The following is a 13,412-nucleotide window of genomic DNA, read 5'->3' on the forward strand; positions in this document are numbered from 1 at the left end:
CCGGGGACGAAGAGGCGGAAACCGGCCGAACCTGCAGATCAAGCAATTATGGGGTGACTGGTCCTCGATGACCGATTAGTCTCCCGATCATGGTGCACATCCGTGACGTACCCGAGGCCGACATCGACCGCGCCCTGGAGCTCGCCTACCTGGTCTTCCACGACCGGCCCGAGAAGGAGGCCCGCGAGCGCCACCACGCGCTCCTCGGGCGCTGCGACCGGATCGGCGCCTACGACGGGGACGCCCTGGTCGGCTTCATGGCCGCGCACGACTTCAGCCTCTCGGTGCCCGGGGCGGACCTGCCCTGCCCCGGGCTCACCTTCGTCTGCGTCGCGCCCACCCACCGGCGCCGCGGCGTGCTCACCGCACTGATGACGCAGATGATGCGGCGCGCCACCGACGCGCGGAGCCCCATCGCCGCCCTCTGGGCCTCCGAGGCCGCCATCTACGGCCGCTTCGGCTTCGGCGGGGCCACCACCGGCGCCACCATCGAGATCGACTCCACCCGGCCGCTGGCCCTGCGCATCGACCCCGATCCCCGCCCGCTGCGACTCGTCGACCCGGACGAGGCCGTCGACGTGATCGCACCCCACCACGAGGCGGCCCGCGCCGGCCGGGCCGGCCGGCCCAGCCGCAGCCCGGACCGCTGGCGCGACGAATGGCTGGTCGAACAGGACGAGGAGGACGAGGAGTTGAGCCCGCCCCGGATCATCGTCCTGGGGGATCCGGGCGAACCCGTCGCCGGATACGTCCTCTACCGCACGAAGCCCGAGCAGGCCGGCGCCGGGGACGCCGGGGCCGGCGCCCGCTCCGCCGGCCTGGTGCGGGTCGACGAACTGGAGGCGGAGACCCCGGCGGTCGCCGCCGCCCTGTGGGAGTGCGTGGCCGCCGTCGACCTCACCGGCAAGGTCTCCGCGTGGGGCCGCCCGCCCGACGACCCGCTCCTGCACTTCGCCGCCGACCGGGACCAGGTCCGGGTCACCGCCCAGTTCCCCGCGCTGTGGCTGCGCCTGGTCGACGTACGCGCGGCGCTGACCGCCCGGTCCTGGGCCGCGCCGGTGGAACTGGTGCTGGAGGTGCACGACGTACGGCTGCCCGACAACGCCGGGCGCTTCCGGCTCAAGGCCGGGCCGGACGGGGTGACGTACGGCCACGCCGACGGCGCCCCCGACCTGGCCCTCGACGTCCGCGAACTGGCCGCCTGCTACCTGGGCGGCACCCGGGTCGCCGACCTCGTCGCGGCCGGGCTCGTGCAGGAGCACACACCCGGCGCGGCGGCGGCCCTGGACGACGCCCTGCGCACGCCCCTACTGCCGCACACGGCCGACGAGTTCTAGGGCCTGTATCGAGTTGCCCCGCGGCGTCCCGCACGCCGAGGGCACGCACCGAACGCCGCTCCTTGCTCCACGGGGCAGCTCGATACAGGCCCTAGGGCGTGTGTCCGGCGGCGGCGGTGGGGGCCCGTCGGCCCGGCCCCCACCGCCGCCGGGCTCACGCGGGGCGGGAGAGCCTTGCGGCCGCCATGCCGAAGCCGGGGCCGAGGATCGCGGCGGCCAGGCCCGTCTCGGGCCGGCGCAGGTCCTCCGCCCGGTAACGGCGGCATGCCGCATGCCAGTTGAGGATTCCGGCATGCCAGTCGCGTAGCTCCTGCACGTACGTGTCCAGGGCGGTCCGGGCCTCGGCGCCGAGTTTCCAGTCGTCGTAGAGCAGCGGCAGCTGGTTCGCCACGATGTGCTCGAACTCCTCGGTGCGCTGGGTCATCAGCGAGTGGCAGATGTGCAGGGCCTCCGGATAGCCGATGTCGAAGAAGTTCCTGGTGACCAGGATGTGGTTGTGGACCTCGCCCTCGAACTCCACTTCCTTCTGGTAGGAGTAGATGTCGTTGATCAGGCAGGCCGCGTCGGCGACCGCGTTCTCCAGTGAGCGGATGGTCCCCGACGCGTAGATCTCCCGGGGAATGCCCCGGCCCTCGTGTCCGAGCCGGCACAGGTACATCGTGAGGTGGCTGCCGAAGGTGTGCCGTCGCATCTCCGCGTAGTCCACCGGGTCCGGGATGCGGTGGTGGACGGCGTTGTCCACCTCCCAGAGCCAGCTCTCCAGCATGCGCACCACCGTCGCCCGGAACTCGGCGCGCTGCTCCGCCGACATGGCGGCGCTGGTGCGTACCCACAGGTCGGCGAGGCCCCGCTCCAGCGCGGTGGCGGGGCGCGGCTGCTGCGTGTGGTGGGCGGGGTCGGCGGGGATCATGCCGATCAGCCGGGCCGTGGCCGCCTTTGCCGCCGCGAGGTCCCCGGTCCGCGCGAAGGCCGCCGGGTAGTAGTCGTCGCCGTACGTCCCCCAGGTCAGCCAGCAGGCGTTGAGGGCGAGTTCGTCGGGCGTGGCGTCCGGGTCGAGACCGGCCGAGCAGAGCGCGAAGTCGTAGCCGCGCAGCTTGTCCTCGGTCCAGATCGCGGAGGCGGGATCGCCCGGCTGCGGCTCCAGCAGGCCCGTCCGGCGGGCCCAGGCCACCGACTCCTCGCGCGCGTACGCCAGATGCGGGCTCAGGGAGAGCCGGTGGGGCATGTAGATCTCCGGGACCACCGAGGGCCCGGTGCGTTCGAAGGGGACATGCGTGAAGGAGCGGCGGCGCAGCTCCATCGACCGCCGGTTGAACACGGACCGCAGGTCGAGGGCGCTGGTGCCCGGTCCGGACGGCATGAAGGGGAGGGTCAGCGGGGCGGTCGCCCGGGCCTCCTTGTTCATGTAGCGGCTGGAGACCATGTGCCATTCGTGGCCGCCGGACTGCCAGTCCTGGAGACCCTTGGTGTAGGCGAGGACGGCCGCCACCTCGCTCGGTGACAGAGCGAAGTCGGCGAAGAGCTGCGGGAGTTCGGCCAGTGCCGTCTGCTCGAACTGCTGGAGGCGGGAGGTCAGCAGGTCGTTGGAGACCTCGGCGGCCTCCTGCGTGGTGCAGCCGAGGAACGTCTCCAGGACCAGGACGGCGTTGGAGAGTTCGCCCTCGTCGGTGACCTCACGCTCGTAGGAGAAGAGGTCGTTCCTGATGTGGACCGCGTCCGAGAAGGCGTCCCGCAGCACGCCGAGCGGGCGCGAGTGCGCCACGCGCGCCGGGACCTCGGCGGCGACGTACTCGACCAGGCCCGCCGACCAGGGCGCGCCGCCCACCTTGCGGCGCATCTCGATGTACTCCAGGGGGTTGGCGACCCGCCCGATGTCGATGTTGGCGAGCTCCCACATCGACTCGTCGAGGAGGTTCTTCGTGGACGTGGAGAACCGTTCCCGCCAGTCCGCGGACATCGAGGGAACGGTTCGCCGCCACAGGTCGGCGAGACCTGCCTCCACCGGGTTGGTGGGCTCGGGGAAGCCGCGGTCGAGGTCCATCGGCATGAAGGCGGCCAGCCGGTCGAGGTAGGCCTTGGCGCCGTCGCGGTCCTGGGAGCGCTTGAAGGTCTCCAGGAAGTGGTCGTCGAAGAAGAACACCCACACGTACCAGTCGGTGACCAGCGACAACGCCTCGGCGTCGCAGTCGGGGTGGGTGTAGGAGCAGAGCAGCGCGTAGTCGTGCGAGTCGAGGTCGCTCTCCTCCCAGACGCCGGAGCCCTCCAGCATCGCGAAGTCGCGCGCCCACTGCTTGGTGTGGGCCCTCGCCACCTCCAGGTGGGGGTTGAGTCGCGCCGGATACGGCACGTAGAAGTCCGGCAGTCGGAACGGCTGCGTCACGGCGGGGTAGGCCCTTCGTCCAAAGGTGCGGGGGCCGAGGCCCGGCCCCCGCAAGAGATCAGCAGTGCCCTACCCGCGGTGTCAGCGGGACAAGGAGGAGTTCACCGCATCAGGTGACGGAGGTGTCGGTGGGTGACGCGCCGGCCTGGTGGGGGACGACGGGGGAGGGCGTGGTGGGGGGCTGGGGGAGGGGCTGGGGGAGGGGCTGGGGGACGGACGGGGAGTGGGGCTGGGGCTGAGGCCGGGAGGGCCGGCCGAACTGCTCAGCCTGCATCCGGAACATCGACGCGTACCGGCCGCCGAGCGCCAGCAGCTCCTCATGGCCGCCCTGTTCCACGAGCCGCCCCTCGTGCAGCACGTAGATCACGTCGGCGAACCGAACGCCGGACATCCGGTGCGTGACGAGTACGACGGCGCGCTGCGGCCCCGCAAGCCCCCGGATGCTGTCGAAGGCGGCGATCTCCGCCTCCGGGTCCAGCGCGGACGTGGGCTCGTCCACGACGATCACCCGCGCGTCCCGGTAGCGGGTCCGGGCCAGGCCGAACTTCTGCCACTGGCCCCCCGAGAGCTCCGACGCGCCCCTGAACACCCGGGCCAGCAGCGTCTCGTAGCCGTTCGGAAGCTTCTCGACCACCCGGTCGGCCCCCGCGTACCGGGCCGCGGCGACCACGTCCGCCGCCCGCCGCTCCGCCGCCTCGGTCCCGTCCTCCTCGGTCCCGTCCTCCTCGGTCCCGTCCTCTCCGGCCCCGTCCTCTCCGGGCCGGCCGATGGCGATGTTGGTGCGGGCGGTCACCGGCCACCGCTCGAAGTCCTGGGTCAGCAGCGCGACCCGGTCGAAGACCTGCTCCCGGGCGGCGTCCCGTACCTCGACGCCGTCCCAGGTCAGCGAGCCGGAGTCGGGCAGGTGGAGTCCGGCGAGGAGTTTGACCAGGGTGCTCTTGCCGGAGCCGTTCTCCCCGACCAGCGCGACGACCTGGCCCGCCTCGATGGTCAGGGAGATCCCGTCGAGCGCGGGCTCGTCCCGGTCCGGGTAGCCGAAGCGGACGTCCTCCAGCCGGACCGTTCCCAACCGCTCCGGCAGCGGCAGCCCGCCGCGCGGGATGGCCCGCCGGCCCGCCTCGGCGACGAACCGCTCCAGGTCCCGTACGTAAAGGGACTCCTCGTGCAGGGTGTTGGTGGTGGCCACCAGCGCGCCGAGGCTCGCCGACCCGGTGCGCACCGCGATCACGGCCGTGCCGGCGACGGCGAGGTCCATCCGGCCGGTGACGATGAGCGCGACCATCGCCCCGTACGTGACCAGCGCGGCCGCTCCGGAGAGCGCGGCGGCCAGCAGCTCCGTGGCGGCCTTGTCCCTGGCCAGGCGGGTCGCCTCGGTCTCGGCGACCTCGGCCATGTTGCGGTAGTGGCCCAGCAGGTACCGGCCGACGCCGTGCACCCGTACCTCCGCAGCCGACGTGCGGGAGATCAGCAGCTGGCCGATGAGCCGCGCAGCCCGTACGTGCTCGACCCAGGTGATGACCGACAGATAGCGGCGCTGCGCCACGCGCATCGCGCCCCAGCCGCGCGGGGCGGCGATCAGCAGCAGCATGGGCAGCAGCAGCGGGTGCAGCACCGTGAGGACGCCGGCCGTGGCGACCAGGGAGATGACCCCGCCGAGGGTGGCCACGCACGCGCCGACCGTACGGCGGGCCGAGGGCGGCCCCCACTGGGCGCTGTCCAGCAGCCGCCGGAACTCCCCGTCCTCGATGGCTTCGAGTTCCACCTCGACGGCGGCCTTCAGGTACTGCTCGTACGCGGCCCGTTCGATCTTCGGCTCCAGCCGTCCGGCGGCCGCCGTGGACCGGGAGGCCAGTACGGCGCCCAGTACGGCGACCAGCGCTCCCGCGGCCAGGGCCGGCAGGGCGGCGTGCAGCCGCTCGGCGGGACTGCCCGCGCCGAGCAGCGTACGCAGCACCTCGCTCAGGACGAGCAGCCCGACGGCGGAGGTGACCCCCTGCCCCGCCTCGGAGGCGGCGACGGTCAGCAGCGCCGGCCGGTCGGTGACCCAGGCCAGGCGCAGGGTCCCGGCGACCATGCGGGGCATGGAGCGCAGGGTGGACAGCAGCCGCCCTTCGAGGCGGGCGTAGTCGTGGTTGGACCAGCCGGCGTCGTAGCGCAGGGGCCCGCCGAAGAGCCGCCGCTCGCTCGCCGAGACGGCGGGCTGGAGGGCCGCGGGACGCTTGAGAAGCCTCATGCGCGGCCACCTCCGCCCACTGCCGGGTCGAACACCACATGTACGTGCACGGATCGCAAGATTCCTCCCGAGGCGCTGCGGCTGCGGACTGACGCCGGAAGAACGTGGCTGCTCAGAGCGGCGTCACGGCCCACGGGGAACGAACGCCCGCACGCACTTGCGACGCCGACCCGGACCCCAACGGCGGCCCGGGCGCCGGCCCGTTCGAATCACCCGGAGGTGTCGATGCCCCCTTGTGAGGGATTGCGCCGATGGTTCACCGGCGGGGGGTGGTCTCGTACGGTTCGGGGATGGATCGAGACAAGTCAGTCGGAGTTGGCGGCGAGAGTGTTGAGGAGTTGCTGCGCGGGGTGCACGCGCGGTTGTTGCCCGTCGGGATGGTGACTGCGGAGGTCGCCGCCGGGATGCGGTACGCGCGGGTCGTGGCCGACGAGCTGGTCTACGCGTACGCCTTCGACGGGCCCACCAGCGTGCGGTCGCTCACCGACGCGGACGTGGAGCGTGTCGGGATCGAGGAGCTGGGACAGGCGGCGCGGGCCAATCTGATGCGGGTGCCCGTCCGGTACGAGGAGATCGCCCTGGAGGGGCGGGCCACGCTGCACTCCGTCTACGGCGACTCGCACTTCGTGGCCTCCAAGGCGCTGTACCTGGGGGAACTGGCGCGCAAGGTCACCGGCGAGTCGCTGCCGCACGCCGGTGCCCTCGTCGTCGTCCCGACCCGGCATCTGCTGGCCTTCCACCCGATAGCCGACGGCTCGGTGGTGCAGGCCCTCAACGACCTGGCGACCTACGGCCTCGGCGCCTACGAGGACGGGCCCGGGAGCCTGTCGCCGCGCGTGTACTGGTGGCACCGGGGCGGCCTGACCTCGCTCACCGTCGTCGACGAGGAGACGCGTACGCTGTCGCTCCGGCCGCCGCAGGAGCTGGTGGCCCTGATGAAGGGCCTGGTCCGTCTCGACCGGGCCGGCCGGATCCGCGTGGGGAGAGCCGCCCCGGGGCCGGCCGAGCTGACGCGTGCGACCGTCGAGTCCGTGGCGCGGCTCGCGCAGGACCCGTCGGGGCTCGGTGACGCCTTCGCCTCGGCACTGGCGCTGGCCCATGTCCGGTGCACCGCCGATCCCGTCGCGTCCGAGATCGACACGTGGGACGCGTGGGAAACGGCCGTACGGCTCGGTACCGCGCTGTTCACCGGCTCCGGGCCGGAGCAGTGGTGTCTGGGCGAGGGGAACACCCTGCGGCTGCCCGCCACGCCCGCGGCGCCGCCCGCGGACGCCCGCGCCTGGCTCGACGCCGTCTACCTCGCGCTCGTCTGCCGGGCGCACGACCGGGTGGCCCGGCTGTGCGAGGTGCCCTTGGAGGTGCTGCGGCAGGACGACACCGTCGACGTCCACGTCCTGCACTGGATCGAGGCCCTGCGGACCTACCTCTCCGGCGGCCCCACCGACGCGGTCGTGGAGAAGCTGCTCGCCGCCATGCAGACGTCCCTGCCCGAGGCGCTGACCCACGCGCCGGACGAGTTCGTCAACGGTGTGGACTTCCAGCCGGTGGCGCTCTTCCACCGCCTCTTCACCCGTGAGCACGAGACCTTCGCCGAGGTGCTGCCCGAGGCCATCGCCGAACACGGCGGTTACTGGCGGGAGTCCGGGGCGCCGCGCGCCCGGGTGGCGCTCGGCGTGCTCGCCATGGCCTGCCTCGCCCACGACCAGGGCTTCCCGATCGACCCGGAGGGGCTGGCGTACCTGCCCCGCCACCTCGTCGACGGCAAGCGCGTCGAGGACATCTCCTGACACACCGGCGGCGTGCCGCAACGCGAGCTGATTGTCCGATTGGGTTAGGTTTGCCCACGTGTGTGGTGCCGACCCCTGCCCTCCGGCCGTGCGCGTACTCGGGGTGCGCGGATCCGGCCGGAGCAGGGCGCCGCGCGAAGGCCGTCCTCCCCACGCCCGTCGACGGGTGCGGGGGAGGACGGCCTTCGCCGTGCGGCCCGTGTACGGCCGCCGAGCGGCCGCAGGCGGATGTGGTCCTACTCCGCCTCACCCTCCAGATTGCCCTCGGTCTCCAGGTACACCTGGCGCAGCGCTTCGAGGATCCGCGCGTCCGGCTTCTCCCACATGCCGCGCGACTCCGCTTCGAGGAGGCGTTCCGCGATGCCGTGCAGCGCCCACGGGTTGGCCTCCTCCAGGAACGCCCGGTTGGCCGGGTCCAGGACGTACGCCTCGGTGAGCTTGTCGTACATCCAGTCCGCGACGACGCCCGTCGTGGCGTCGTAGCCGAAGAGGTAGTCCACCGTGGCCGCGAGCTCGAAGGCGCCCTTGTAGCCGTGGCGGCGCATCGCCTCGATCCACTTCGGGTTCACGACGCGGGCGCGGAAGACCCGCGAGGTCTCCTCCACCAGGGTGCGCGTCTTGACCGTCTCCGGGCGGGTGGAGTCGCCGATGTACGCCTCCGGGGCCGTGCCCCGCAGCGCGCGTACGGTGGCCACCATGCCGCCGTGGTACTGGAAGTAGTCGTCCGAGTCCGCGATGTCGTGCTCGCGGGTGTCGGTGTTCTTCGCCGCGACCGTGATCCGCTTGTAGGCCGTCTCCATCTCGTCCCGCGCGGGCCGGCCTTCGAGGCCGCGGCCGTAGGCGTAACCGCCCCACACCGTGTACACCTCCGCCAGGTCGGCGTCCGTACGCCAGTCGCGGGAGTCGATCAGCTGCAGGATGCCCGCCCCGTACGTACCCGGGCGCGAGCCGAAGATACGGGTCGTCGCACGGCGCTCGTCACCGTGCAGGGCCAGATCCGCCTGCGCGTGCGCGCGTACGAAGTTGCCGGACTCCGGCTCCTCCAGCGAGGCCGCGAGCCGCACCGCGTCGTCCAGCAGGCCGATCACGTGCGGGAACGCGTCGCGGAAGAAGCCCGAGATGCGCAGCGTCACATCGATGCGCGGCCGGCCCAGCTCCGCGAGCGGGATGGGCTCCAGCCCGGTCACGCGCCGCGAGGCCTCGTCCCAGACCGGGCGGATGCCGAGCAGCGCCAGAGCCTCGGCGATGTCGTCGCCCGCCGTGCGCATCGCGCTCGTACCCCACAGGGACAGGCCGACCGAGGCCGGCCACTCGCCGTTGTCGGTGCGGTAGCGCGTGAGCAGGGAGTCGGCCAGGGCCTGGCCCGTCTCCCACGCGAGGCGGGACGGGACGGCCTTGGGGTCGACCGAGTAGAAGTTGCGGCCCGTCGGCAGGACGTTCACCAGACCGCGCAGCGGCGAACCGGAGGGGCCTGCCGGCACGAACCGGCCGTCGAGGGCCGCGACCACGTGGGCGATCTCGTCCGTGGTGCCCGCCAGGCGCGGCACGACCTCGTTCGCCGCGAAGGCCAGGACCGCCCCCACCTCCGGGGAGTGGTCCGCCGCGACCGCGGAGACCGCGGCGGGGTCCCAGCCCGCGTCCTCCATCGCCTGCACCAGGGCGCGGGCCGTCTCCTCGACGGCGTCGGCCGAGGTACGGGTGGCCGCGGACTCGTCCAGGCCCAGCGCCTCGCGCAGACCCGGAAGGGCGGCGGTGCCGCCCCAGATCTGCCGGGCGCGCAAAATCGCCAGGACCAGGTTGACCCGGGCCTCACCCGACGGCGCGCCGCCCAGGACGTGCAGGCCGTCGCGGATCTGGGCGTCCTTGACCTCGCACAGCCAGCCGTCGACGTGCAGCAGGAAGTCGTCGAAGCCGTCGTCGTCCGGACGCTCCTCCAGTCCCAGGTCGTGGTCGAGCTTCGCCGCCTGGATCAGCGTCCAGATCTGCGCGCGGATCGCCGGCAGCTTCGCCGGGTCCATCGCGGAGATCTGTGCGTACTCGTCCAGGTGCTGCTCCAGCCGTGCGATGTCGCCGTACGACTCCGCGCGCGCCATCGGCGGCACCAGGTGGTCGACCAGGGTGGCGTGCACGCGGCGCTTGGCCTGCGTGCCCTCGCCCGGGTCGTTGACCAGGAACGGGTAGACAAGGGGCAGGTCGCCGAGGGCGGCGTCCGGGGCGCAGGCCGCGGACAGGCCGGCGTTCTTGCCGGGCAGCCACTCCAGGTTGCCGTGCTTGCCCAGGTGGATCATGGCGTCGGCGCCGAAGCCGCCGTCCTCCGCGCGCGCCTGGATCCAGCGGTACGCGGCCAGGTAGTGGTGCGAGGGCGGCAGATCGGGGTCGTGATAGATCGCGATCGGGTTCTCGCCGAAGCCGCGCGGCGGCTGGATGAGGATCAGGAGGTTCCCGCGGCGCAGGGCGGCCAGGACGATGTCGCCCTCCGGGTTCGCGGAACGGTCCACGAACATGCTGCCCGGGGCCTCGCCCCAGTGCTCCTCGACGCTGTCGCGCAGCTCGGCCGGCAGCTCGGCGAACCAGCGCTTGTAGTCGGCGGCGGGGATGCGGACCGGGTTGCGGGCCAGCTGCTCCTCGGTGAGCCAGTCCTGGTCGTGGCCGCCGGCCTCGATCAGGGCGCGGATCAGCTCGTCGCCGTCGCCCGACACCAGGCCGGGGATCTCGGTGACCGGGCCGAAGTCGTAGCCCTCGGCGATCAGGGTGCGCAGCAGCTCCACCGCGCTGGCCGGGGTGTCCAGGCCGACGGCGTTGCCGATGCGGGAGTGCTTGGTCGGGTACGCCGAGAGGACGAGCGCGATCCTCTTGTCGCGGCGCTCGATGTGGCGCAGCCGGGCGTGGCGTACGGCGATGCCCGCGACCCGGGAGGCCCGCTCGTGGTCGGCGACGTAGGCGGGCAGGCCGTCCTCGTCGAACTCCTTGAAGGAGAACGGGACGGTGATCAGACGGCCGTCGAACTCCGGTACGGCGACCTGCGTCGCGGCGTCCAGCGGGGACAGCCCCTCGTCGTTGTCCTCCCAGGCGGAGCGGGAGCCGGTCAGGCACAGGGCCTGGAGGATCGGCACGCCGAGCGCGGCGAGCGCGCCCGCGTCCCAGGACTCGTCGTCCCCGCCCGCCGAGGCGGTGGCGGGCTTGGTGCCGCCGGCCGCGAGGACGGTGGTGACGACCGCGTCCGCGGACTTCAGGGCCTCGACGAGGGCCGGCTCGGGGCTGCGCAGGGAGGAGACGTACAGCGGGACCGGCCGGGCGCCGTGCGCCTCGATGGCCTCGCACAGGGCGTGCACGAAGCCGGTGTTGCCGCTCATCTGGTGGGCGCGGTAGTAGAGCACGGCGATCTCGGGGCCGTCCGTCCGCGGCGGCGTGGTGCGCTCCAGGGGTCCCCAGGTGGGTGCGGCGGCGGGCGGCTCGAAGCCGTGGCCGGTGAGCAGGACGGTGTCGGAGAGGAAGCGGGCCAGGTGTTCGAGGTTGGCCGGGCCGCCGTGCGCGAGGTAGGCGTGCGCCTCGGCCGCGATGCCGATCGGGACGGTGGAGGCCTCCATCAGCTGGGCGTCCGGGGCCTGTTCGCCCGTCAGGACCACGACCGGGCGGGTCTGGCCGGGGGCCAGCAGCAGGTCCAGGCCGTCCTGCCAGGCGCGCAGGCCGCCGAGGAGGCGTACGACGACCAGGTCGGCGCCGTCGAGGAGGCCGGGGAGGTCGTCGAGGGGAAGGCGGGAGGGGTTCGCGAACCGGTACGGGACGGGGGCGTCCGCCGTGTTCGCCGCGCGGGCGCTGAGCAGATCGGTGTCGGACGTCGACAGCAGCAGGATCATGCGGCGGCAGGCCTTCCTCGGGGTTTCCGCGCCCCGGGCAGTGAGGACAGCGGGAGTTCCTGACTCACCCGGCCGTCTGGCTCTGCCGGGTTCACAGTGGCGGGACCGCGCCGGAATCGCACCGGGCTTCCTCCCATGTCGCCGTCCTCGGCGACGGCGGACCGTATGGAACGCCGGTGGTCATCCTAGGTGGCGGTGGGCTCCGCCGGTTGGGCGGGTGGCTCCGCCGGTTGGGCGGGTGGGTTGGCGGGTGGCTCCGCCGGTTGGGGCGGGTGCGGTGCGCGGGTGCGGCGCCGTTGCGGGGGCTCTGCCCCCGGGCCCCCGCGCCTCAAACGCCGGCGGGGCTGGAATGTGGGGGCTCTGCCCCCGGGCCCCCGCGCCTCAAACGCCGGCGGGGCTGGAATGTGGGGGCTCTGCCCCCGGGCCCCCGCGCCTCAAACGCCGGCGGGGCTGGAATGTGGGGGCTCTGCCCCCGGGTCCCCGCGCCTCAAACGCCGGCGGGGCTCGAAGCGGAGGGTGGCGGTGGACACAGTTCCGGGGAGTTGAATCGTGGGTATGCTCGCCGCCATGCCCCAGCCCCCCTCCGCCGTATCGCGGGACGAACCCGTCATACGGGACCGCGGTGACGCCTGCCCCGGTGCGCTCCGGCTGCACGCGGCGGACGACGGGTACCTCGCGCGGGTGCGGATCCCCGGCGGCGCGCTGACCGCGGAGCAGGCCGCGCACCTCGCCTGCGCCGCCGACCGGTTCGGCGACGGGCACCTCGAACTCACCTCCCGCGGCAACGTGCAGCTGCGCGGCCTCGGCGACGGCTGCGGTGCCGGGCTCGCCGAGGTGCTGGACGCCGCCGGGCTGCTGCCGGCGCCCGCGCACGAACGCGTACGCAACATCGTCGCCACCCCCACCTCGCAGGACGTCCTGCCCTGGGTACGCGAGCTGGACCGGCTGCTGTGCGCGAACACCCGCGTCACCGCCCTGTCCGGCCGCTTCCTCTTCGCCCTCGACGACGGACGCGGCGACGTGGCCGCCCTGGAACCCGACATCACCGTTCTCGGACAGCCCGGCGACCGGGCCCTGGTACGCCTCGGGGCGGCCGAGGGCGCGGTGGCCGTCGCCGGCCGGGACGCCCCACGGGCCGCGCTGCTCGCCGCCGAGTACTTCCTCGACGCCGTGGACGCGGCCGGCACCCGCGCCTGGCGCGTGGCCGAACTGCCCGCCGGACACGCCCTGGACGACGGGCTGCTCGCGGCCCGGCTGGCCGACGCCGGCATCGGCGCGGTGCGCGTGCCCGCCGTGGACTGGCCGTACTGCGCCCCGCCCCCGCCCGGACCGTACGATCCGCTGTGCGTGCTGCCCCCGTTCGGCCGGCTGAGCACCGGACAGTGGAGGGCCCTCGTCCAAGTGGCCGAGCGCGGCGGCGGGTTGCGGATCACCCCGTGGCGCACGATCGTCCTCCCCGGCGCCGCGGACCCCGCCCCGCTGGAAGAGGCCGGCCTGGTCGTCTCCCCGGACAGTCCCTGGCGGTCCGTCACGGCCTGTACCGGGCGCCCCGGTTGCGCCAAGTCCCTCGCGGACGTACGCGCCGACGCCCGCGCCCTGGTGGAGCGGGCACCCGGGCCGCTGCCCGTGCACTGGTCGGGCTGCGAGCGCCGCTGCGGCCACCCGCGGGGCACGCAGTGGGTGGACGCGCTCGCCACCGCGGACGGCTACCGGCTCTCCGTGGACGGGCGCACCCTGCCGCACCGGCCAGACCTGGCGGCCGCCCTCACGGCCGCACGCGCGAACACCTCATCACCCCAGAGTCCGAAGACGCAGTGA

Annotated in this window: 6 protein-coding genes and 1 riboswitch; of the genes, 3 read left to right on the forward strand and 3 right to left on the reverse strand. The window is 73.5% G+C overall.

Features of this window, described 5'->3' with window-relative positions; translation table 11 throughout:
• The first annotated feature begins 89 nt into the window (after positions 1-89).
• Positions 90-1,337 (forward strand): GNAT family N-acetyltransferase, encoded by a 1,248-nt coding sequence (locus BSL84_RS26635; RefSeq protein WP_075971289.1) that lies wholly within the window; start codon positions 90-92, stop codon positions 1,335-1,337.
• A gap of 154 nt (positions 1,338-1,491) precedes the next feature.
• Here the strand turns inward: BSL84_RS26635 and BSL84_RS26640 are convergent, their stop codons facing one another.
• Both BSL84_RS26640 and BSL84_RS26645 read right to left on the reverse strand, forming a co-directional pair.
• A complete protein-coding gene (locus tag BSL84_RS26640; RefSeq protein WP_075971290.1) occupies positions 1,492-3,717 on the reverse strand; it encodes a terpene synthase family protein in 2,226 nt (741 codons plus the stop codon).
• 109 nt (positions 3,718-3,826) lie between these two features.
• Complete coding sequence (locus BSL84_RS26645; RefSeq protein WP_079273301.1) at positions 3,827-5,950, reverse strand: ABC transporter ATP-binding protein; 2,124 nt, start codon at positions 5,948-5,950, stop codon at positions 3,827-3,829.
• Positions 5,951-6,240: 290 nt separating this feature from the next.
• On the opposite strand from BSL84_RS26645, the gene BSL84_RS26650 reads away from it, so the two are divergent.
• Positions 6,241-7,737 carry an immunity 49 family protein gene (locus BSL84_RS26650; RefSeq protein ID WP_030036619.1) on the forward strand — a complete coding sequence of 499 codons (1,497 nt, stop codon included), beginning with the start codon at positions 6,241-6,243 and terminating at the stop codon, positions 7,735-7,737.
• A 236-nt stretch (positions 7,738-7,973) separates the two neighbouring features.
• Here BSL84_RS26650 and cobN read toward each other — a convergent pair whose 3' ends face one another.
• A complete protein-coding gene (gene cobN / locus BSL84_RS26655; RefSeq protein ID WP_075971291.1) occupies positions 7,974-11,594 on the reverse strand; it encodes a cobaltochelatase subunit CobN in 3,621 nt (1,206 codons plus the stop codon).
• Between the two features lie 30 nt (positions 11,595-11,624).
• Positions 11,625-11,775: riboswitch (cobalamin riboswitch) on the reverse strand.
• Between the two features lie 386 nt (positions 11,776-12,161).
• Between cobN and BSL84_RS26660 the strand changes: the two genes are divergently transcribed.
• Positions 12,162-13,412 (forward strand): cobalamin biosynthesis protein CobG, encoded by a 1,251-nt coding sequence (locus BSL84_RS26660; RefSeq protein ID WP_234363522.1) that lies wholly within the window; start codon positions 12,162-12,164, stop codon positions 13,410-13,412.

Origin of the sequence: Streptomyces sp. TN58 (assembly GCF_001941845.1) — a bacterium.
In the GTDB taxonomy this organism is placed as follows: Bacteria; Actinomycetota; Actinomycetes; order Streptomycetales; family Streptomycetaceae; genus Streptomyces.